The following is a 22,129-nucleotide window of genomic DNA, read 5'->3' as shown; positions in this document are numbered from 1 at the left end:
AAAAAAACAGCCTTCGTTTAGGCTGTTTCTTGTGATTGAGTTTCGTTATCACGAAATGTGTTGATTCCGTTTAGAGTTGTCGTTAAACCTACCATTCCAAATACGAATGATGCTGCATAAGGCAATATGTATACGAATAAGGATGTTTGGGATTCTACAATGCTTGCTGACCCGACTACTCCATCCCACCAGTTAAAGCTAATAAAACTAAGTGCAATTAAAATGATACCCGTAATGATATTCTTCATGCGTAAAAACTCCCCTTTTGTAATATGTTCGTTACTTAACTATTCACGAATATAATTTTTTTCAAACATATTGTTTAAAAAAGGAGTATTTAGACCTAAATATGTTCTTTTGAAATAGCACTATCAGATTGATTCATGAATAACGACTGAGGCCACATTAACTCAAATAACTCTTCAAGTGTATGGACTGATGTGATCTTTTTCCGTTTAAGTACCAATTGAAGCATGTCTATCCCGAATTGATGAACCAACGTCATATATATGAATGACATTCTTGTCTCTTCATTCCACAATATGTTTGAATCATACGTGTTCAGAAACGCTTGCATCATTTCTTTGTCCCCTTTAAAAAGCTCGAACCAAATTGCAGGGAACTCCAAAAGGCTAATCGAGCGTTTACTATCCGCAACATCAATTAATCCTGTCATCACCCATTGTTGGTCCTTTCTTGTCAAAAAAACATGATCCTCTGTCACATCCGCATGAACAGTAACCAATGGTGATTGATGAGATGGTCGATCATCATTTAAGAAAGCAATGACTTTATCTATAATCTTGTCACTCAGCTGGCTTATCTCTAATAGCTCTTTTTTCACCCTTTGTTGATTAGGTTCTAAAGGCCATTTTGATAATTGTACGTTATTACACAATACTGAATGGTACTTCTTTATTGTAGTGCCCAATTTCTTGGACATCTGAACTTTTTCGTCTTTTGTCATCAGTGGTTCAATTTCACGATATGGTGATCCACTAATCATCGTAATAATCAAATAATTCCATAGAGACGGACAATCGATTTCACCTTGTCCAATCACTAAAGGAAACAGATGCGCTTTATCAGAATGGGCTAATGAGTTGTAGATTGAGGCTTCTATAGGAAAGTCGTTCGGCGCTAACGGTGTATAAATCTTTAGTATGTATGAATCATCGATCTGAAAGACTGCATGTGTTCCAGGGTGCTTGGATACAGAAATGTGATTGAATGAGATTCCTTCATGCTTCAATATTTCTTTTATTATTGGCGTCCAGAGGTCTAGGTTTGTATACATTCCTCTCCACTCTGCCCACGTTGTCGGATGTAACAAGGCTCTTCCTCCTCCAAAATTCCATTAATGTCCTAATTCACTTGTCCATACAACCACACATTATATGCATATTGTATTAATGTGAGGAAACTCTCACTGGAGACATGTTTCGAAGGGGGTGTTAGCATGGGTTACTCTTACGGTGCCGGATTTGCTTTAATCGTAGTATTGTTTATCTTGTTAATTATTGTAGGTACAGCGTTTGTATATTAATCCTATTGTACTTCCCCTATTCCAATATAGTTGATTACAAACGCTGCGTATGTAATTTACTATTACCCTTCCAATCCTGTACGGACGAGAGGCCACGACTCCCCCCAGTTGTGGCCTCTCACTTTTTTTTGATATAACATTTAGCACTATTTTCATCAGTTTCAGCTTTACTTCACCTTTCGTTTGAACCATTCAGGCATTTTCCCGTTTTCACTTACATAATCGAGATCCTCTTGAAGTTCTTCGAGCATTTGCTTAGCATCTTGCCGGACATCGATCGCTTGTAGTTGTAACTTTTGTTTATCTTGTTTAGACAAGTATTCTGCACAAGCTTCAGAATATGAGTGATGTATTTCATGTATGTATTCTTCTATTTCATAAACCTGTTGTAAAAGAAGGAGCATTTCACTACGGTACTGTTGAAATTCTTCCTTTTTCAGCTTCAAATGTTGCTTTGCTGCAAGTACCTCTCGTTCAAGCCCTTTTTCTAATGGACTCATCCATTCATTTAACCGTTCCTTCTGGGCACGAGAAAGATGAGAACTTTCCTCCATTACATCACCGAGCTCCTCAGTTAGCTGTTGTATTTCTGACCGAAGGCCTGTCAAACTTTCACGATCTGGAGAGTGTGCTTTTTGTTGGGCACTGACTTTGGAAAGCAATTCCTCATATTGATTCAACATCGTTTCCTTTTCTTCCTCTAAATCGTTTTGATCTAATTTTAAACGAGATAGCTGTTTCTCATATTGTTGTTTGATTTGATTATACTTTTCCAATTCTGGATACAAATTGAGACCCTCCTCTTTTCCACCTACTTTTATATAGTCTTCGAAAAGGAATTGCAGTTTCCGTTGGAAATTTACTTTTATCATACACTAATTTCTTTTTATTTTAGCTGAATTATTAAAGATTGTTGCTGTTAGATGAATAGTGAATAGAACGACAACAGCCAAATCGAGACCCCGAAACTTACGATGCTTAAAGGATTTTCGATAAGGGGACCTTCGCCTAAGTCCAGCCACCTCCTGTGCAAGTCCGTCCTGTGGCTAACGTCGAAGTCAGCACATGCAGTGCAAGTCTTCGTTATTTACCAATTGTTCCCTAACCCCCACCCTATTTGAGACAAAAGCGAAATGTGTCTATGTAACTAAAAATTAGGAGGTAGGAACATTGATCAAAAAAATTCTCGTTACTTCTTTACTATCTGCATCCATCCTTGGTGCTAGTGCAGGTGTAAGTGAAGCTTCAACAAACAATACAGACGCACAAGTTCATGTATATAAGCAATATGGTCAAGTTCAGATCGACCAAGAACAACTAAACTCTTTCATTCAAGACATTCTAAATAAAAATAATATTCAGTTGGATGCATCAATTCAAGAAAAGCTTCAAAAGGCTTTAAATCAAGGAGACGCTCAGCAATCTGAACCACAGAAGGAAGAGCCAAAGGCTGAGCAACCAAAGGCTGAGGAGCCTAAAGCTGAACAACCAGCACCTAAGCAAGATGCAGAAAAACCACAGGTTAAACAACCTGAACAAAAGCAAGAAAAAGCACAGGAACCAGCACAACAGCAAGAAGCTACACCACAACCAACTCAAAAATCAGAACAAGCGAATAAACAAGAAACGACTTCAGAAGCTGAGTTTCAATTAACAGCTGATGAGCAACAAATGCTTGACCTCGTGAATCAAGAGCGTCAAAAAGCTGGTGTTGCACCGTTGAAGGCAGATCCTGAACTAACAAAAATGGCTCGAGTAAAATCTCAAGACATGATCGACAACAATTATTTCGATCATAACTCACCAACTTACGGATCACCTTTCGATATGATGGACCAATTTGGCATTGAATATCAAACGGCTGGTGAAAACATTGCTGGTAATAGTTCAGTACAAGGTGCACACACATCACTTATGAACTCTGATGGTCACCGCAAGAACATTCTTGGTAGCCAATATACGAAAATTGGTATCGGTATTGTAGATGGTGGACCATATGGTAAGATGTTCACACAAGCATTTACTGGGTAAAGTACAACTCCAAAATGAAGCATCGCCCAATCGGGTTGATGCTTCTTCTTTTTGGGAATAAGTAAGATATACAATTCGAAGGATGGATTACATGAAACTTAATGAATATTGGATTAAATTTAGACATAGCTTTTGGTTCCTTCCAACGTTTTATGGAACTTTGGCGATTTTCTTATCAATCATCAGTGTTATTATTGAAAAATCAGTTTCCATTGAACAAATTAGAGATTATGTACCTGACGCTCTTTTGACAGATGTTAAGCTTGGACAAACCATATTAAATGCAATTGCAGTTTCTGTATTAACGATGACCGCTATAACATTTTCTTCAATTATGGTCGTGTTAACTACATATTCTTCCCAATTTTCTCCAAGAACGTTGCAAGACTTTATTAGTGATATCGTCACCCAACGAGTTTTGGGCGTATTTACTGGCGCATTTATTTATTCATTGTTAATCCTGCTCTTCATAAAGGATGTCAGTGATAAGAAATTGTTCATCGCACCTGGAATTGCTGTCGTCTGGGCGATTGTTTCACTCGGCTTTTTCGTATTTTTCATCCACCATGTAGCAACATGGACGCAAGTGAACAATCTCATAGATAAAATATCAACTAGAACGCTCAGAACCATTAAAGAAAGCTTCCATTTAATTGATGAAAGTTCAAATACACACACGAAAAAATTATCTGCTCATGAAGATCTCCAACAGATCAAGAGGTCTGATAAATTGACGGTTCTTTCTTCTGAGGGGGGTTACTTACAAATGATCAAGGTCTCCTCTATTATCGATAAAGCCAAGAGTAGAAATGAAACGCTCAAAGTGGAAAGACGAATTGGAGACTATATTTTAAAAGATACGCCCCTCTTTTCTGTGATCGAAGGGTCTTCCTCAGAGGAGGAATACCTAGAGAGTTATGAAGAATGTTTTGTAATCGGAACTGAACGTAATACCGTTCAAGACGTTGAATTTGGGATTCAAAAGTTGGTGGAAATCGCATTACGCGCGATCTCCCCAGGTATTAATGACCCACATACTGCAATAAATAGCATCAACCGTATCGGGTCAATTTTAGCTGAATTGGGTGATACCGCTTTTCCTAGACCGTTTTATTATGATGAAAACGATGAGCTTAGAGTCATAATCGACATCCATTCCTACAGGGAACTGTTATACAAAGCCTTTTATCAAATCAGACACTATGCTCGTGAGGATGTTTCTGTCTGTGCGTCTACTTTATCCGTTTTACATGGAATTATTGAACGAAATCCTACGGATCGTGCTGTTCATAAAGCGATATGGGATTTCACAAAATACTTTGTTGATGGCATTGAAAAGGACGTCTTGCTAGACTGGGACAAAGACTTTATCAATGAGAAGGTTGAACGACTTGCGAAGTCTACGAATTGTGAAAGCGAATATGAACAAGTGAAGTTGAAGAAGAGTTGAGGTGACCTTTCGTAGGTCATCTTTTTTTATAAATAATGAATGCAGTGTTTGCCCTTTTCGTATTTCATAGGAATTTGCTTTATGAGGTAAGATAATTACAAACATGAATCAAACAATTTACTGATATTTTGGGTGGCGAAATGATGTATACGAGAACGTTCATTCATTCAATACGAAAAGGCTTTTGGTATTTGCCAGCTTTCTATAGTGTGTTTTCCCTCATATTGGCCTATGCCTCGGTCCGTTTTGATATTTATCTAGACAAACAAGGTGCGCAATCCTATTTGCCAAGATTCATGGTCACTGACAGGGAAACCACTCAAATTATTTTAAGTGCCCTAGCTACGTCAATCTTAACGATGACCGCCATCACCTTTTCATCGATTATGGTATTGTTATCTACTTATTTATCTCAATATTCCCCTCGTACATTGAACAATTTCATTAGCGATATGGTAACGAGAAGAGTGTTAGGCATCTTTGTAGGATCATTTCTATATTTCGTATTAGTTATGCTTTGGATGAATATGGCCGATCAGAAGGTGTTCATGCTCGTCCCAATTATGTCAGTATCTATATCTGCACTTTGCTTAGGATTCTTTGTTTATTTCATTCATCACGTTGGTACATGGATACAGGTTAGTAACCTCATACAAGATATTACTGATAATTGCTTAGCAATTCTTAAAAGTCGTAAAGAAGGTCATGCTCAGCTCACTTCTTCATCCACATCACCTTGGTCGGACTGGGAGAGTGAAGAATACAAATTAAACGCACATCAACTAGTTGTATCAAATCGATCAGGATTCATACAATTTATCGATATTGATTCCATCGTTAAACATGCTCATAAAGACGACCTACTGATCCGTATGGAGAGGAACATCGGTGATTACGTTGATAAAGGGACACCGCTCTTTTCCTATTGGTCACTAGGTGATCGGGTGTACAAAGTAGAAGATTACCGAAAACAATTTCGGATTGGTGGGCAACGGACAACTGAGCAAGACATTGAATTTGGGATTCAGAAACTGACTGAAATTGCGCTAAGAGCCATCTCACCTGGCATCAATGATCCTCAAACAGCTATTAATTGTATTCAAAGACTTGGTAAGGTCCTTTCTCGACTTGCGGAAGAATCCATAGAAGAACCTTACATTTTCGATCAAGATAAAAATTTAAGAGTCGTGTTAAGATCGCATACTTTCTCCCATGTGTTATATAAAACCTTTTACCAAATTCGGTTCTACGCGCGCCAGGATGTATCGGTTCTTGCTTCTATCATTGAAGCTTTAACCTTGATTGCCGAGAAAAGTGAAAGCAAACTTCAAGATACGATTTGGAATTTTGCCAAGGCCGTAGGAGAAGGAATTGACCGTACTAGTTTAATCGAGCTCGATCACCAGTATTTGAATGGAAAGATGGAAGAACTCGCTAAAAACACAGGACATACGAAAGAAAACTTCCGCCTTTGATATATTGTGCTTTCTTTTATTACGAACCCTTTAGCTGCTGTTTAAGCTGATCAAGCTTTACCGGTCCCATAATTTTATTTTGAATCTTCCCTTCTGGATTGATGATGAAAGTCGTTGGAATCATGATGATCTGATAGGCTTTCCCTACCTCCCCCTCTTTATCGAGTGGGACTAAGAATGGGATTTCAAATTCTTTTGCAAACATCGCGACATTTTCTATGTTCTCTTCTTCAGAACTTAAATTGACTGCAATGACAACAACTTCTTCTTTTTTGTAAAGGTGATGAAAATTGATGAGTTCTGGTATTTCCTTCTTACAATAGGTACACCAGGTCGTCCAAAAATTTAAGATTACTGTTTTCCCCTTGAAGTCTGAAAGACGAACATCCTCTCCTGACAAAGCTTGGAGCTTAAAATCAGGCGCGTCCCTTCCTATTGCCGCAACTGTCGTGACAGCTACTTTAGATGCTTTAATTGTCTCAACTTGTTGTCTGGATTGCTCCACTTTATTAGGAATTGCCCAGGCTAGTGCACCTAAGCCTATGAGCAACCCACATATTACTAGCCACTTCATTCTTTTCATCTAATCACCTCAAATGTAGTCCATTACTATACTATAAGTAATAAATTTCGAAATAATGAACAAGCATCCAAAATTTCTTATATATTCTGAAAAAAATGGGTAACCTGTAAATATTCTCTTGACATATTTTTCGAACCGGATTATATTACTTGAAACACAAACTGAAGCGATGAAGAGGATCAGTAAAGTGATGAAGTCTTTATTAGAGAGGAAACCGACTGCTGAAAGGTTTCTACTGACTAGCATTTGAACCTACCTCAGAGTTCTGTATCGACATAAACTAAGATACAGCGGCAATGAGCCGTTATCATGATTTGAGCGTATAAGGTACATTGCTGCCTTATAAATGTAGGGTGGTACCGCCAAAGTCTTGGTCCCTTTTTGGGATTAAGGCTTTTTTTGTTTTTACACTATTTACGGGAACTAATACTTAATGAAAAAATAATCAACGAGGTGATGAAATGGGTAAAGGTTTTGTGCAAGAAGTTACGGCTATGGAAGATGATTTTGCGCAGTGGTATACAGATGTCGTTAAGAAAGCGGATCTAGTTGATTACTCCAGCGTACGAGGTTCCATGATTATCCGTCCTTATGGATATGCCATCTGGGAAAATATCAAAAATGAACTCGATCACAGGATTAAGGAAACCGGACATGAGAATGTTTATATGCCTCTATTCATTCCTGAAAGCATGCTACAACGTGAAAAGGACCATATTGAAGGGTTTGCACCTGAAGTAGCATGGGTCACTCATGGTGGAGACGAAGAGCTCACAGAGCGTTTATGCGTCCGTCCGACCTCAGAAATTCTTTTCTGTGAACATTATAAAAACATTATTCATTCTTATCGAGATTTACCGAAGCTTTATAACCAATGGGCTAATGTTGTTCGTTGGGAAAAAACGACTCGTCCTTTCCTTCGCACACTCGAATTTCTCTGGCAGGAGGGTCATACTTGTCATGTAGATGCCGAGGATGCTAAAGAAGAAACGACAAGAATGTTGAACGTTTACGCAGACCTATGTGAAAACATCCTCGCTATCCCTGTTCTGAAAGGACAAAAGACGGAAAAGGAAAAGTTTGCAGGTGCTGATTTTACTTATACGATTGAAAGTCTGATGCACGACGGTAAAGCGCTTCAATCAGGGACTTCTCACTATCTTGGGGATGGATTCGCAAGAGCATTTGGCATTCAATACTCGGATCAAAATGGTGAACAACAGTTTGTCCATCAGACGTCTTGGGGACTAACTACGCGTATCATTGGTGCGATGATCATGGTACACGGCGATAACCGAGGTCTTGTCATTCCACCAAAAATTGCGCCGACTCAATTGATGATTGTACCGATTGCCCAGCACAAAGAAGGCGTTCTTGACTTTGCATATGATTTAAAAGAAAAGCTTTCAAGTATTGCTCGAGTCGGAATCGATGCTAGCGATAAAAAGCCTGGATGGAAATTTAACGAATATGAGATGAAAGGAATTCCGCTTCGCCTAGAAGTTGGACCAAAAGACATTGAAAAAGAGCAAGTCGTTTTAGTCCGCCGTGACACTGGGGAAAAAGTTTTCATTCCGTTGAATGAGCTCGACACAACAATCACTAAGCTGTTGGCGGAAATTCAAAACAACCTATACCGGAAAGCTGTAAAGCTACGTGAAAAGAGAACTTCTGTTGCTTTATCGTTTGAAGAATTCGAAGATAAACTTGAAAACCATGGTGGATTCATTAAAGCGATGTGGTGCGGTGAAACATCTTGTGAGGAACAGATTAAAGAAAAAACATCCGCAACCTCTCGCTGTATCCCATTCGAGCAAGAAAGCTTATCTGATCAATGCGTATGTTGTGGAGAAAAAGCAAAGGAAATGGTGTATTGGGCAAAAGCGTATTAAATTGCTTTCTACTTTCTTAGCTAGTAAAGAAGGAGTGACCTCACTTGAGCCATAACCGCTCAAAGTTGAAGTCACTCCTTTTCATCTTAAAACATCGGTAAAATGTAGTTAATGAGAAAGTAAAGAATACCGAAGAAAATAATTAAGTATGTCGCATATTTGATGAAAGTTGATGCTACCATGCTAGAATCTTGCTTCTTTTCAACTTTCTTTTCACGAACGTCCATTTCATCATGACGATCCATAGGACCACCCCTCTCATCATGTTCTTGTTTGGGTTATTCCCTTATATGAAGAGCAGGAAACATGATTGGGATTTTATTATTTTTCTTCTTCCTCTATTTTTTCATTCTTGGTTGTCTTTTGCTCCCATTGATCAAGAAACGTAATTCTTTCAAGCATAGTAGGATGTCCGTATAAAAATAACTTAACGAGTAACGGTGGGTGTACTTCACTTAGTCCAGATACCGCAAGTTGCTGGAAAGATCCAACTGCAGCCTTAGAATCCTCTGTCATCTCTATCGCGTATTCATCTGCTGAATGCTCAGCATTTCTTGAAATCGCATTTTCAACTGGACTCGCCATGAACGATAACACTGAAAAAACAAGGAGTAAAGCGGGCAATGAAGCAATATCAGTAGGTTTCTCAATTCCCCAATGATGACCCCACTTTCGAATCATCCAGTTGAACACTCTTGATCCAATCCAGAGTCCTAAGAATGAAGTTACGATTGAGCCGATTAAGTTCCAGTACAGGTGATGTTTGACGAAGTGTCCCATTTCGTGGGCCATGACGAATAGAACTTCTTCATCGCTTAATTTTTGTAAGGTCGTATCCCAAAGAACAATTCGAAGGTTTGAACCGATACCATTTACGTATGCATTCAATGCATTTGTCTTCTCAGACATATTCACTTCATAAACCCGATCGGCCGAAATGTCGGCTCTGTCAGCTAATGCTAATATTTTATCCTCAAGTACTTTATCTTCCAGTCGATAAAAATCGTTATAAAGTGGATCGATCCAAATCGGTTGAATGAAGTAGATAAATAATGTGAATGGGACGGATAAAAGCCATCCGTACAGCCACCATCTTTTCTCCGATTTGTTCATTAGCCAATATAGCGTCTGGACAATGACAAACAAGAATAAAGTATTGATCCAAAATGAGATGATTTTATCTCTCATCCAATCCGAAAAGGGTTGGATTGAAATTTGATAATCCAACGAAACGGTGTAACTATAGTAATCAATCGGTAAACTCATAATGAAAGCAATCAATGACAAGAGCACAACATAAATCAAATTATGAATGATTGAAAAACGTGTAACTTCCATTGCCCTCGTTCTGAACCATTTGGATAAACCAAATCCAAGTACTACGAGGTAAATCACCCACTCAAATGGCACAGATAAGAAATATAGCCATTGCTTAATTCTAGAAAAATCATGACTCAATTCAAGTTGCCGTTCAGACATGAATACAGATGGATCGGCTTCCGTCCCCTCGTATTGGGTTGGTATGGATGTATCCGCACCCATAAACAAATACCAGGAAATTAGCGCTCCATATAGAAGAAAACCCAATCCGATCCAAATCGACTTTTTCATACATTCACCCCTCTTGTGATTGTCCATTATTATTGTAATAACCTTTGTCCACGATTAGAACAGTTGTACCATTAAGTTTATGTATAAAAAGGAGCTTGGCATCCCCAAGCTCCTTCATCATACTTTTCTAAGTTATCCTGTTTACAAGATTACTTTGCATTACCCTCTTTGATTGATTCTTTTTCAACTCTGTCCATAAAGTCAGTGACAACTTTCTGGTTATTTCTTTTCCCACCTAGCTTCAACAAAGTCTTCCCTAAGAAATTCACTCCTTTATTCTGTCCTGTGTAAATGAACTTCGTTTCATTCTCATTTAATTTAATCAATGTAAATGACGCTTCAATCTCAAAAGCTTTCGCCAATGTAAATCCAGACTTATTATGCTTCTTCTCTGGTGTGTCCTCATGCTCAAGGTCTTCAACAATATAAGTTTCAACACGCTTACCTTCCTTATATTTTTGTTGATAAGTAGACCCGACAACTCCTTCTTTCTTCTCTAGCACCTTCGTCTCCACAACGCCAGGCATGATTCGGCTTAAGTTTTCAATTTCAAACAGATTCCAAATTACTTCAATGTTCACAGGTATGACTCTTTCCTCTTCCCACTTAATCATGATCTTCATCTCCTATTCCTAATTCAAAAAATTCGTCCATCTCTTCAATAATGGATTGTAACCGATTCATCTCTTCTACTAAGTTTTGTCGTTTTTCTCTAATTAAACCTTCTAGATTATCAAACGATTCATCATTAACGACCGTTAACATCTCTTGAATGGTAAAATTAAATTTTCTTAGATAGACGAGAAGCCGTGCAACCAAGTAGGACCCATTATCATAATACCGATACTTATTCCCAGGATCGATATAAACGGGTTCAAGAAGCTTGATCTCCGCATAATACCGTAATGTTTCCTTACTCAACCCTGTCATTTTTGAAAACTCACTAACCTTATACACGATTGCCACCTCACAAATAATCATAAACCGTGTTGTGCACCACAAGGTCAACAATATTTTTTAATCTTTGTCCAACTTTTTAGTTAATCTTGTTCACGAATATGTGCTTTCTCGTCTTCTCTTATCATTATCTCATGAATTCAATAGGAATCTTTCATTTCCTTTTCCAATTTTTTATTTAAACGTAAAAAAACGCAAGTGACTTCGAGTTAAAGTCGCTTGCGAGTCTTTACTTTTATGATTCTGTGTATCCTGATAAACATCTTGGACAGGTTTTACAAAATTTACGTTCTTCGTTCACTTCATAATATAAACAACATGTCTTACGGACACGAACAAGCGGTGCACTTTTCAAAAGTTCTCTTTTTTCATGATGGAACTTTTTCAATGGATTTTCATTTAAACCAAAACATTCACCCGGCGCTTCTAGTAACAAATCAAAATCCTCTTGAATCTTTCGCTGTGCAACCAAATCATGCTTTAGTAGGCTAGTTTCGTAAAGCCAGTAAATATAAATTGCCGTGTTTTCCCACAATACCGGCATCGGTACGGAAGCAGCTTCATTTAATCGTTCCCAGACTAATCGAACATGATTTTTAAACACCTTTTCAATCGCGTTGTGAACCGCACCTTCACGATCAGTTGCAGTAGGTGAAGTTCGCTCACTCTTCAGCATTAATCGTGGGCCTTTGAAACCTTTTTTCGAGTCAGGTTGTACGCTACATTGATCAATATCAATATTTAACACTTGATCAAAAAGGGTGAAACTCGAAAAGAACGGCACGGTAATAAGGAACGCATACTTTTTCGAGAACTGTGAAGCGGCAACCAATCTACTCGGTGCATTCAACAATGGGATGAGTTCATCATCAATAAACTTGATGACTTCACTTGTATGTAACAAATCTTCTGAAGAAAGTCCTGAAGCATCAGAAGGTTTGCTTTTTGTTAGACGATAATGTTCCTGTAGAAATTCAAATTGATTATGCATTTGCACGGCGGATGTCATGGTTCACTCTCCTACCCTTCCCACAAGGTATACATAAAGGTGTACCAAACATAGGATCATAAGAAATTTGGGACTGTAATCCAAACACATCTTGCACGAGTTCAGGCGTAATAATACGTTCTGGCGCACCTTCTGCATAAACACCTTTATCATGGACAGCAACGATATGATCTGCATAACGACATGCTAGGTTCAAGTCATGAAGCACCATGACGATCGTCCGCTGTTCGTTTTGGTTCAAATCGAATAGCAAATCAAGTACTTCAATTTGATGAGCAAGGTCTAAATAGGTCGTTGGCTCATCAAGTAAAATCGTTTCTGTATTTTGCGCAAGCGACATAGCAATCCAAGCACGCTGTCGCTGCCCGCCAGATAATGAGTCGACGGGACGATCTTGTAGCTCGAGTAAGTGTGTCGCTTCCAATGCGGATCGAACGGCTTCCTCATCTTTTTTTGACCACTGCTGAAGCCACGTTTGATAAGGATACCTACCTTGCTTCACTAATTGAATCACCGTCAAACCCTCAGGTGTAACTGGGGACTGTGGTAATATCGCAAGTTGCCGTGCAACCTTTTTCGTTGAAGATTGGTGAAGATCTTTACCATTAATGATAATGTTACCAGACTTCGGTTTCAGCAAACGCGCAAGCGCTTTCAACAAGGTTGATTTTCCAGAGCCATTACTTCCTATGAGAACAGTAATCTTTCCTTTAGGTATCTTTAAATTTAAATTTTCTATTATAGGTGTATCTTGATAAGCTAGTGTAATATCTTTCGTTTCAAGAGAAAACATGTTTTTCTCCCCTTTTTAATAGCTCTGTATTTGGACCTTCTTGATGTTGTTCATCCAAGAAAGGTTATGCGTGAACAATGAGCCTTATTCATAATTGCACTGCCTTAAGTTTATTGCAATTGAGAATGACTGTCAATGAATTTGAGAATCATTATCAATATAATTGAAAAAAAAAGACCACGGAATCACGAAAAGCGTGATCGCCGTGGTAAGGTGTGTAGAGCGCTGGAGGTTCATCACAATAACACGTTCTTGGTGTTATGTGATGAATCGAAGCGACCTCGAGCACCTTGCACTACAATAAAATAGTAAAAAAACATGATTCTCAAACAAAGGATTTTATTTAAACAGTTCTTCTAGTCCGTTCACGACCTTCAAGTTGTCATGTTCTAATTCGATGCCTGTCGGCTGAATATAAATGGTCTTCATACCTAGTAATAAAGCAGGTGCAATTTCATTGATTAAGTTATCACCAATGGAGATTGTTTCCCCAGGACTTGCACCGTATTTCTTCATTAGATTTTGAAATATTTCCTTTGTTTGGACAGGTTTTTGTGCAAGCGGTACAATTTCAGGGAAGATTTCATCTAGGTCTAACTCCAACAAGAGTCGTTGCACATCGTCTTCCTCGCTATTCGTGACAAGTACGACTTCTGCCTCTTCTTTTAACTTTAATAAACCCTCTTTCAACCCAGGTGTCTTCGTCAGTTGGAAGTCATCCGTGACCATGAAATCTTTCGTTCTCGTATAACATTGATACGTATCTTCTACTGAAACACCATGGTGTCTAGCTGAAGAGTACGGAAGCCACCACCCATCACCGACCGCGATAATGTTCTCGAAATCAAACGTGAGATCATCCTTATATGTACTTCTGACTTTCTCTTGATCCCATTCTGATCCATCCCAGTTTTGCACATGAGTCACTTTCAATGTAAGTGGATCTAGCGTTAGTACTGAATCGTGTACGGCATCATACGCCTTACCAATACCAACTGCATGAGCACCTTTTTTCATTGCTATATAATCGGCTATAAAATCTTCCTGATGTTCAAGTGCAACTCTCTCTTTTAATAGTGACGCGTAGTGATCAAAGTGATCTGTATCTTCATATAAAGTACCGTCAAGATCAAAGATGATCAATTTGTAATCCGAATAAAAATCTTTCATTTTTATATCCCTCACTTTGTACTGACCTTTGTTCTTTGTCATTATAATTGTTCTTTTTATAGATAGCAAAGTTGATTAGTATGACCTATTTCAGCATTAATATGTAAAAATTACTTATATTTTGGAAATGAGTATGGAAAAGTTTGTAGAATTATAGGATAATAGGGTCAATGAATCAAAACATTCTAAAACTTTCTAGGGGGAAATGGGAATGAAAAAGGTAATTGCGCTTTTGTTTGCTGCTTTACTGGCAATTGGATTGACTGCATGTGGTACAAGTAGTGACAGTGGTTCTATTGGGGAAGATCCAGAAAAGATCATTATGGGATTTGTCCCTTCACAAGATTCTGACGAAATTGCAGACACTGTTAAACCACTTGCTGATAAGCTAAGTGAGGAGCTTGGTGTTGAAGTTGAAGGTCAGCTTATGACAAGTTACTCAGCTCTTGTTGAGGCAATGGGAAGCAATCAAGTACAAATCGGATTTTTACCTGCATTCGGTTATGTTCTTGCAAATGAAAAACACGGTGTAGAAGTTATTTTAAAGTCTGAGCGTTTTGGTAGCGGTACATACCGAGCACAATATGTCGTTCATGCTGATTCTAACATTGAATCACTTGAAGACATGAAGGGTAAGACATGGGCAATTCCTGACTTAACATCAACAAGTGGATTCCTATTCCCAGCTGCACAAATCATGGACAAGTTTAATGTAGAGGATGTTCAATCTGGTTTCTTCTCGAACACGATTGAAGCTGGTGGCCATGATAACGCCTTGATCTCTGTATATGAAGGTGACGCTGATGTAGCAACTACTTTTGACGATGCCCGTTCTACTATTGAAGAAGACTATCCAGATGTTAAGGACAAATTAAAAGTTATTGAATACACGTCTGACATTCCAAACGATACGATTTCTGTAACAAAAGATCTATCTGATGAGTGGAAAAAGAAGATTAAAGAAACATTCCTATCTTTCAATGACGATAAAGAAATGATTGAAGTAATGAATGAAGTATACAGCTGGGATGCGATCATTGAAGCTGAAGACAGTGAATATGATGTCGTTCGAAATACTTACGAGAAATTTAAAGACACGAACTTACTAGACAACTAGTATTTATAACAAATTAGCACAGGGGGAAGCTAGCCTTCTCCCTTTTTTTCTACACAAATATAGCTTTATTAGTAGTAAAGAGTCCTCTTCATCTACTAAAAAATAAACACATTCATGTTAGGGGAGTAAGTATGATAGAATTTAAGGATTTATCACTCGTATATCCAAACGGTACTCAAGGATTGAAAAACGTAAATGTGAAAATTAATGAAGGTGAATTTGTCGTCATTGTAGGTCTATCTGGCGCAGGGAAATCCACTTTCATTCGAAGTATCAACCGACTGGTTACGCCGACACATGGTGAACTACTCGTTGATGATACAAATATATTAAAATATAAAGGAAAAGACCTTCGTAAACTTCGAACAAAAGTCGGTATGATATTTCAAAACTATAATCTTGTAAAACGTTCTACAGTAATGAAGAACGTCATCTCTGGTCGCCTCGGTCATACTGGTACGATGAAGAGTATTATGAACATGTATTCTAAAGAAGATATGGCACTTGCTTACGAAAGCTTAAAACGCGTCAATATTGAAGAAAAGCTTTATTCAAGAGCAGACCAATTAAGTGGTGGACAACAACAACGTGTCTCCATTGCGCGTGTTCTTACACAACAACCATCTGTCGTTTTAGCTGATGAGCCGGTAGCAAGTTTAGATCCACCTACCTCCCATCAGGTCATGAAATATTTACAAAAAATTAATCGTGAAGATAATATTACGACTATCGTTAACCTACACTTTATCGACATGGCTATGGAATATGCAGATAGAATAATCGGTATGCGTTCTGGTGAAATCGTATTTGATGGTCCTGCAAGTGAAGTGAATGAACAAACGTTTGAGGAAATTTACGGCCGTCCGATTAAAGAAGATGATATTCGAGGGGGCAAGGAAGACAATGACCAAACCCCTTAATACGAATGTAGTTCCAACTGGCTTAGTTTCAAGTAAAGCAAAACTACGAATGAATATTATTTTACTCGTTGTCATAGGGCTTTATATTTTCAGTTCCGCAATGACTAATTCATCCATTCTTCGATTTGACGCCGATTTCTTTAAGAATGTTTGGATGATGTTTGTCCAGCTGTTCCCTCCAAACTGGGGATATTCGAATGTTGTTATGGACAAGCTGCTTGAAACAATTAAGATGGCATTGATCGCTACGACTATTGCCGGCATTTTATGTATACCGTTTAGTTTACTCGCAGCGAATAATATTGTTCACAATAAATTTTTATACAATGTGACGAAAATGTTCTTAAATATTATGCGTACAATTCCAGAACTGATCTTAGCTGTGGTGTTCGTTGGATTATTCGGAATTGGCGTATTTCCAGGAATCCTCGCATTGATCATTTTCTCGTTAGGAATTCTTGCGAAGTTGATTAGTGAAACGATTGAGTCGATTGATATGAATCCATTAGAGGCAATCCGAGCATCCGGCGGAAATACACTTCAAGTCATTTGGTACGCTGTCGTTCCTCAAGTCTTACCTCAATTCGTATCATTCACATTATATGTGTTTGAAATTAACGTGCGTGCATCCGTTGTGCTAGGTTTCGTTGGTGCAGGTGGAATCGGATTGATTCTCAGACAACAAATAAACTTCTTAAGTTATCAAAATGTAAGTACAATCATTGTGATTACATTCGTAGTAGTTGTCATCATCGACTACATAAGCAATAAGTTAAGGGGGCGACTCGTATAATGAACATGCATGTACCTCCTAAACCAAAGAAAAGTCCAATTAAAGTAGTTCGTAATATCGCCATTAGCATCGGGTTAATCGCACTGTATGTGTGGGCATTTGCTACTATTGAAATACCTTGGGGTCGGATTTTCAGTGAAAGAACAATCACTAACTTTGACCGCGTCATTCCAAAACTTTTCAGCCCAGATTTTACGTTCGCAGAAAAAGTTATGGAATATATGATGGAAACATTGTTCATCGCATTTACAGGGTCATTTATGGCTGCCATTTTAGCCATACCTTTCGGATTTTTCGCAGCATCTAATATTAACCGAAATCCATTTCTCAACACGTTAGGCAAATGGATTTTGAATGCTGACCGAACGTTTCCTGAAATTCTACTCGCATTGATCTTTGTTGTTGCGATTGGTCCTGGTGCATTCGCCGGGGTTCTAGCCATTGCGATTCACTCAGTCGGTATGCTTGGTAAACTGTATTCAGAAGTTATCGAATCAATTGATATGAACGTCGTTGAAGCGATGGAAGCGAACGGAGCAAATAAGATACAAACTTTCTTTTACGGTATCATGCCTCAGGTTATTCCTGAGTTCATGTCTTATGCAATTTATCGTTTTGAAATTGATGTTCGAGCTTCCACAATTCTTGGTATCATCGGTGCTGGTGGAATCGGAACATTACTCGTCATCTCATCTCGTAACCGAAACTGGGATGAAGTCGGTATGATTCTACTCGTTATCATCATCTTTGTTAGTATTATTGATTATTTCAGTACAGCAATCAGAAAAAGAATCGTATAAAAAAAGGGGAGTGACGCGATGTCACTCCCTTTCATTATGAATTATGGAGGCCGTTTTGAGGTTTTCTAGATAAATCTGGTTTTTTCTAGATAATTTCGGATTTTTCTAGATAATTTTCTATTTTTCTAGATAATAACCATTTTAGAGTGCTAATCACTTACTTCAGCCTCATTTTAGCTCTGAATGACTTTATTTTTCCGCATAAACGTCTGAATAGCATGCGCAACTCCACTTTCATCGTTCGTTTTTGTCGTAAACGAGCAGAGTTTCTTAATATCTTCCTCTGCGTTCCCCATTGCAACACTATATCCAGCGAGCTCAAACATCGAAACATCGTTGTAGTTGTCCCCAATTGCCATAACTTCGCTCATAGGAATGCCTAGTTCATCAGCATAATTTTTTACTGCTATCCCCTTTTGAGCATCTCGATGTGTAATTTCAATATTTGCTTCCGCCGAACGACTCACCGCTAAATCATTAAACGTTAAAAAGTCATTTAAAGCATTGGATCGATTTTTCTCATTTCGAGAAAAACTTAACAACTTATAGATCTCAACCTCTGGGTCCTCTACAATTGAATGGTATTCATCCACCGAATGGATACTGCCGTTGTTAACACGGTATTCAGCTAGTCGATGTGCATGTTCCTCTGTTACCTCAGGGTTTGCACTCTTAATGATATCAACGATGATGTCGATCGCCATTTGTGGATCGTTACTATATGTCCCTTTATTTGTATACAGCTCATAATACATTGAATAATGATCGAGCAATTCATCTACTCTATAGTACGTTTCTTTAGAGAGCGTAATACTGTTCTTGATTTCGCCTTCCGTAGATCTGAATTGCGCTCCATTAATCGCAATAATTGGGAGGTTCAGTCCAGCCTCGCGGATTGGATTCACCGCTTCATTATACGCACGTCCCGTTGCAACAACTACGTGAATCCCTACTTCTTGTGCCTGTTTGATCGCCTGGACATTTTCTTCATTAATTGTTGTATTGTTATTTACGAGTGTACCATCCATATCAATTGCAATTAGTTTCATAGTATCCTGTCCTTTATTTAAGTATTGTTTTTTTATTTTTCCCAAATTGGTCCTCTAAGAAACAAAACTGATGATTATAAATGAAAAAAGAAAAAAGAGCCTAATTTCAGCTCTTTATGAAAACGTTTTATTTTGATTTCATATCTGTAAAAAAGATTTCCATAAATGCTTGAAAGATCTCCACGGCTTGGAAGGCGACTAATGACATGGCTGTTATTGAAAAGAATCCAATCACTACATAGCGAAACAAATGTAACATCATAATGATTCACCTCAATTTTTTGGAGTAAATTCAATATACATCTTTCTCACTTATTGGTAAAGTAAAGTTTATGTTAAGGGAATAGGAAACTTAATACACTTAGAACACTGACTGAGCATATGACGATGACAATAAGACTAGCACCAAAATAGGCCGCTACAAAAGCAGTCAGAGCACCTAAAATCCCCATCCAAACTTCCCCATTAAAGGTTAATATACCAGGGAAGATCAATGCCCCCAAAATGGCATAAGGAACATTTTTCAACACACCTCTTAAGAACGTTGGAATACCATCGGTTTGAAAAGCGACGAGTGGTAGCATCCTCGGGATATATGTGACGACTGCCATACCGAGAATAATCCAAATATACGTATTAAACATCGACAACCTCCCCCTTCCAAACAATCTCAATAACAACTGCAGCTACAAGCGTCGATAAAATGATCGTCCAGCCCGTTGACAACCCAGTCGTAAACGTTAAAATGCTATTTAAAATAGCTGCAATTGCCGCCAGTGAAATGACTTTCATAGATTTTCGTGCACTTGGTACAAGAATGCCAATGAATAAAGCGTATAGCGCGATTCCCATACTTTCTTGTAATATAGAAGGAAGTCCAGAACCGATTAAGAATCCAATCGCTGAAAACGAAACCCAACTCGTCCATACATTAATACCGAGGCCAATCATATATGAAGAATGAATTTTACCCTTCTGAACGGCAGCTAACGTAAATGTTTCGTCTGTAACGAAAAAACTGTATAACGCTTTCTTCCATTTAGGTTCGTCAGCTGACTTTTCACTGATTGATGCACTCATCAATAAATGACGAATATTCACGATAAAAGTAGTAAGGATAATTTCAAATCCACCAATACCTGCAGCAATTAACGTTAGAGCGATATATTGGGAAGCACCTGCGAAGACGAAAACACTCATACTGATTGTTTCGAATAAATTAAGTCCTGAGCTTTTTGCAAGTAACCCGAAAGTAAAGGCGACTGGCATGTAGCCTATTGCAATACTACTCCCCTTTTGTACACCTCGTCGAAATAGAGATGATGACTGGTGTTCCGCTGCTACAACTCCCATTGCTCCCTAACCTCCAAACTTTTGTAAATTGATTATGTATGATATATTGTATGTATTGTATGTTATAGCATATACACAGTCAAGGAGAATTTAAAAATGTCACATGACGTGAATCGTATGATAGGTGAAAAAATTAAAATCATCCGATCTGAACGGAAGTTGAGCTTGGATGAATTATCAAAATTGACGAACGTAAGTAAGGCGATGCTCGGTCAAATCGAGCGTGGCACTTCAAGCCCTACTGTCAGTACATTATGGAAGATTGCGACGGGACTTGGTGTTTCATTTTCTTCTTTTGTTGAGGAAGAAGCGCCTAAATTTTCAAAAGTATCGATCGAGCAGATTGATCCGCTACTTGAAGACGAAGGAAGATATTTGGTACACACTCTATTTCCTACAGAACCGAAGCGTAACTTTGAAATATATTCGGTAAAATTGGAACCTGGTTGCGAATATGAAAGTCCTGCTCATATCAAAGGTGTAGAGGAATACTTGCTCGTACATAATGGAGAAATGAGCGTAATTGTTGAGGATACGCCACACACAATGAAAGCTGGTGAAGCTTTTCGCTTTTCAGCTGATTATCACCATAAGTATGTAAATCAGACTACAGAAGCTTGTGAACTGTATGTAATCGTCCATTACACATAAAATGTGATCCTCCTTTTGACATTTAGGAATTAGATAGTTAAAAAGAGGGAAGATAGACAAAGAGTAGTTATGGTGTAAGACTTATTTTAATTAGATTATCTGCTGATTTAGAAAGGAGCACTATTTTTGGAGTCACTCTTATTAGAATACGGATGGACGTTATTAATTTTAATAGGTCTGGAAGGTTTACTATCCGCGGATAACGCACTTGTCCTAGCGGTGATTGCTAAGCACCTACCAGACGATGAAAAAGAAAAGGCAATTAAATATGGAATCTTTATGGCCTTTGCATTCCGATTTATCGCCCTCTTCGCTATTTCTTTCATTGCGAATGTTTGGCAAATACAGGCAATAGGTGCAGCCTATCTACTATACTTAGGCCTTAAACATGTGATCAAAGCTCGATTCGGAAAGAAGAACGAAAACATACACACAGAAGAGGAAGAAGAAGCTGCTGGTAAAGGTTTTTGGCCAACTGTAGGGAAAATCGCTTTAGCAGACCTAGCATTTGCGATAGATTCTATTCTTGCTGCTGTTGCGTTAGCTCTTGGTCTACCAGATTCCCCGCTCGGAGATTTCGGTGGGATGGATGGCGGCCAATTCATCATCGTTGTACTCGGTGGAATTGCGGGACTTGTTTTGATTAAATACGCAGCCACCTGGTTTGTGCAACTATTAGAAAAGCGACCAGCTCTAGAAACGACAGCCTATGCAATTGTAGCTTGGGTTGGCGTTAAGCTAGCAGTCATTACACTTGCGCACAAGGATATTGGGGTATTAGACCATCACTTCCCTCATAGTACAGTTTGGAGTTTGATTTTCTACGGCGTACTCGTTGGAATTGCTTTACTCGGATGGTTTGCACCTTCAAAGAAATCATATCAAGAAAATCATTCATGAAGATGCTTGAATCTTTCATGATACAGAGG

26 protein-coding genes and 1 other annotated feature are annotated in these 22,129 nt (G+C 38.4%); of the genes, 11 read left to right on the top strand and 15 right to left on the bottom strand.

Annotated features, from left to right (window positions below; all coding sequences use genetic code 11):
- Positions 1 to 17: 17 nt before the first annotated feature.
- Positions 18 to 248 carry a hypothetical protein gene (locus L2716_RS00925; RefSeq protein ID WP_236330671.1) on the bottom strand — a complete coding sequence of 77 codons (231 nt, stop codon included), beginning with the start codon at positions 246 to 248 and terminating at the stop codon, positions 18 to 20.
- Between the two features lie 95 nt (positions 249 to 343).
- On the bottom strand, positions 344 to 1,333 hold the full coding sequence (locus L2716_RS00920; protein WP_236330668.1) for an aminoglycoside phosphotransferase family protein: 990 nt from the start codon (positions 1,331 to 1,333) through the stop codon (positions 344 to 346).
- A 126-nt stretch (positions 1,334 to 1,459) separates the two neighbouring features.
- On the opposite strand from L2716_RS00920, the gene L2716_RS00915 reads away from it, so the two are divergent.
- Entirely contained in the window at positions 1,460 to 1,546 is an 87-nt protein-coding gene (locus tag L2716_RS00915; RefSeq protein WP_226548337.1) for a YjcZ family sporulation protein, read from the top strand.
- Between the two features lie 167 nt (positions 1,547 to 1,713).
- Here L2716_RS00915 and L2716_RS00910 read toward each other — a convergent pair whose 3' ends face one another.
- Positions 1,714 to 2,334 (bottom strand): hypothetical protein, encoded by a 621-nt coding sequence (locus L2716_RS00910; protein WP_236330665.1) that lies wholly within the window; start codon positions 2,332 to 2,334, stop codon positions 1,714 to 1,716.
- Positions 2,335 to 2,716: 382 nt separating this feature from the next.
- Here L2716_RS00910 and L2716_RS00905 point away from each other — a divergent pair, with 382 nt between their 5' ends.
- From L2716_RS00905 to L2716_RS00895, 3 genes are all read left to right on the top strand, one after another.
- Positions 2,717 to 3,577, top strand: a complete 861-nt coding sequence (locus tag L2716_RS00905; RefSeq protein WP_236330663.1) for a CAP domain-containing protein — start codon at positions 2,717 to 2,719, stop codon at positions 3,575 to 3,577.
- Between the two features lie 91 nt (positions 3,578 to 3,668).
- Positions 3,669 to 5,027: a DUF2254 domain-containing protein gene (locus L2716_RS00900; protein WP_236330660.1), complete on the top strand. Its 1,359-nt coding sequence runs from the start codon at positions 3,669 to 3,671 to the stop codon at positions 5,025 to 5,027.
- A gap of 143 nt (positions 5,028 to 5,170) precedes the next feature.
- Positions 5,171 to 6,502 (top strand): DUF2254 domain-containing protein, encoded by a 1,332-nt coding sequence (locus L2716_RS00895; protein WP_236330657.1) that lies wholly within the window; start codon positions 5,171 to 5,173, stop codon positions 6,500 to 6,502.
- Between the two features lie 19 nt (positions 6,503 to 6,521).
- On the opposite strand, the gene L2716_RS00890 is transcribed toward L2716_RS00895, so the two are convergent.
- The gene (locus L2716_RS00890) at positions 6,522 to 7,085 is read right to left on the bottom strand and encodes a peroxiredoxin family protein (protein WP_236330655.1); all 564 of its coding nucleotides are present in this window, start codon (positions 7,083 to 7,085) and stop codon (positions 6,522 to 6,524) included.
- Positions 7,086 to 7,245: 160 nt separating this feature from the next.
- Positions 7,246 to 7,467 (top strand) — a binding site (T-box leader).
- Between the two features lie 79 nt (positions 7,468 to 7,546).
- Here L2716_RS00890 and proS point away from each other — a divergent pair.
- A complete protein-coding gene (proS, locus tag L2716_RS00885) occupies positions 7,547 to 8,977 on the top strand; it encodes a proline--tRNA ligase (protein ID WP_236330652.1) in 1,431 nt (476 codons plus the stop codon).
- 86 nt (positions 8,978 to 9,063) lie between these two features.
- On the opposite strand, the gene L2716_RS00880 is transcribed toward proS, so the two are convergent.
- The 7 genes from L2716_RS00880 to L2716_RS00850 form a co-directional block, all read right to left on the bottom strand.
- Complete coding sequence (locus L2716_RS00880) at positions 9,064 to 9,222, bottom strand: hypothetical protein (protein ID WP_236330649.1); 159 nt, start codon at positions 9,220 to 9,222, stop codon at positions 9,064 to 9,066.
- 76 nt (positions 9,223 to 9,298) lie between these two features.
- Positions 9,299 to 10,588 (bottom strand): M48 family metallopeptidase, encoded by a 1,290-nt coding sequence (locus L2716_RS00875; RefSeq protein WP_236330646.1) that lies wholly within the window; start codon positions 10,586 to 10,588, stop codon positions 9,299 to 9,301.
- 149 nt (positions 10,589 to 10,737) lie between these two features.
- On the bottom strand, positions 10,738 to 11,202 hold the full coding sequence (locus tag L2716_RS00870) for an SRPBCC family protein (RefSeq protein WP_236330643.1): 465 nt from the start codon (positions 11,200 to 11,202) through the stop codon (positions 10,738 to 10,740).
- Positions 11,195 to 11,569: a MerR family transcriptional regulator gene (locus tag L2716_RS00865; protein ID WP_268963915.1), complete on the bottom strand. Its 375-nt coding sequence runs from the start codon at positions 11,567 to 11,569 to the stop codon at positions 11,195 to 11,197. The genes L2716_RS00870 and L2716_RS00865 overlap by 8 nt, the downstream gene beginning before the upstream one ends.
- Positions 11,570 to 11,780: 211 nt before the next feature.
- The gene (locus L2716_RS00860) at positions 11,781 to 12,554 is read right to left on the bottom strand and encodes an IucA/IucC family C-terminal-domain containing protein (RefSeq protein WP_236330637.1); all 774 of its coding nucleotides are present in this window, start codon (positions 12,552 to 12,554) and stop codon (positions 11,781 to 11,783) included.
- On the bottom strand, positions 12,529 to 13,347 hold the full coding sequence (locus tag L2716_RS00855) for an ABC transporter ATP-binding protein (protein WP_236330635.1): 819 nt from the start codon (positions 13,345 to 13,347) through the stop codon (positions 12,529 to 12,531). The genes L2716_RS00860 and L2716_RS00855 overlap by 26 nt, the downstream gene beginning before the upstream one ends.
- Positions 13,348 to 13,686: 339 nt before the next feature.
- On the bottom strand, positions 13,687 to 14,517 hold the full coding sequence (locus tag L2716_RS00850) for an HAD family hydrolase (RefSeq protein ID WP_236330632.1): 831 nt from the start codon (positions 14,515 to 14,517) through the stop codon (positions 13,687 to 13,689).
- A gap of 211 nt (positions 14,518 to 14,728) precedes the next feature.
- On the opposite strand from L2716_RS00850, the gene L2716_RS00845 reads away from it, so the two are divergent.
- The 4 genes from L2716_RS00845 (at position 14,729) to phnE (L2716_RS00830) (ending at position 18,147) form a co-directional block, all read left to right on the top strand.
- A complete protein-coding gene (locus L2716_RS00845; protein WP_236330629.1) occupies positions 14,729 to 15,634 on the top strand; it encodes a phosphate/phosphite/phosphonate ABC transporter substrate-binding protein in 906 nt (301 codons plus the stop codon).
- A gap of 131 nt (positions 15,635 to 15,765) precedes the next feature.
- The gene (gene phnC, locus L2716_RS00840) at positions 15,766 to 16,554 is read left to right on the top strand and encodes a phosphonate ABC transporter ATP-binding protein (protein WP_236330626.1); all 789 of its coding nucleotides are present in this window, start codon (positions 15,766 to 15,768) and stop codon (positions 16,552 to 16,554) included.
- Positions 16,538 to 17,347, top strand: coding sequence for a phosphonate ABC transporter, permease protein PhnE (gene phnE / locus L2716_RS00835; protein ID WP_236330623.1), 810 nt, complete (start codon positions 16,538 to 16,540; stop codon positions 17,345 to 17,347). The genes phnC and phnE (L2716_RS00835) overlap by 17 nt, the downstream gene beginning before the upstream one ends.
- Positions 17,347 to 18,147, top strand: coding sequence for a phosphonate ABC transporter, permease protein PhnE (gene phnE, locus L2716_RS00830; RefSeq protein ID WP_236330620.1), 801 nt, complete (start codon positions 17,347 to 17,349; stop codon positions 18,145 to 18,147). Before phnE (L2716_RS00835) ends, phnE (L2716_RS00830) begins: the two co-directional genes overlap by 1 nt.
- 173 nt (positions 18,148 to 18,320) lie before the next feature.
- On the opposite strand, the gene L2716_RS00825 is transcribed toward phnE (L2716_RS00830), so the two are convergent.
- The 4 genes from L2716_RS00825 to L2716_RS00815 form a co-directional block, all read right to left on the bottom strand.
- Complete coding sequence (locus tag L2716_RS00825) at positions 18,321 to 19,196, bottom strand: Cof-type HAD-IIB family hydrolase (RefSeq protein WP_236330618.1); 876 nt, start codon at positions 19,194 to 19,196, stop codon at positions 18,321 to 18,323.
- 127 nt (positions 19,197 to 19,323) lie between these two features.
- A complete protein-coding gene (locus tag L2716_RS18250) occupies positions 19,324 to 19,458 on the bottom strand; it encodes a hypothetical protein (protein ID WP_268964074.1) in 135 nt (44 codons plus the stop codon).
- 73 nt (positions 19,459 to 19,531) lie between these two features.
- Positions 19,532 to 19,840, bottom strand: a complete 309-nt coding sequence (locus L2716_RS00820) for an AzlD domain-containing protein (protein WP_236330615.1) — start codon at positions 19,838 to 19,840, stop codon at positions 19,532 to 19,534.
- On the bottom strand, positions 19,833 to 20,549 hold the full coding sequence (locus tag L2716_RS00815) for an AzlC family ABC transporter permease (protein ID WP_236330612.1): 717 nt from the start codon (positions 20,547 to 20,549) through the stop codon (positions 19,833 to 19,835). Before L2716_RS00815 ends, L2716_RS00820 begins: the two co-directional genes overlap by 8 nt.
- 96 nt (positions 20,550 to 20,645) lie before the next feature.
- Here L2716_RS00815 and L2716_RS00810 point away from each other — a divergent pair, with 96 nt between their 5' ends.
- Together L2716_RS00810 and L2716_RS00805 are read left to right on the top strand one after the other, a co-directional pair.
- A complete protein-coding gene (locus L2716_RS00810; protein WP_236330608.1) occupies positions 20,646 to 21,200 on the top strand; it encodes a helix-turn-helix domain-containing protein in 555 nt (184 codons plus the stop codon).
- 126 nt (positions 21,201 to 21,326) lie between these two features.
- Positions 21,327 to 22,100 (top strand): TerC family protein, encoded by a 774-nt coding sequence (locus tag L2716_RS00805; protein ID WP_236330605.1) that lies wholly within the window; start codon positions 21,327 to 21,329, stop codon positions 22,098 to 22,100.
- The last annotated feature ends 29 nt before the right edge of the window (positions 22,101 to 22,129 follow it).

This window comes from Pseudalkalibacillus berkeleyi (assembly GCF_021608225.1).
Taxonomy (GTDB): domain Bacteria; phylum Bacillota; class Bacilli; order Bacillales; family Fictibacillaceae; genus Pseudalkalibacillus; species Pseudalkalibacillus berkeleyi.
Note: the sequence above shows the minus strand (reverse complement) of the source record. Positions and strands in the feature narration are given on the sequence as shown.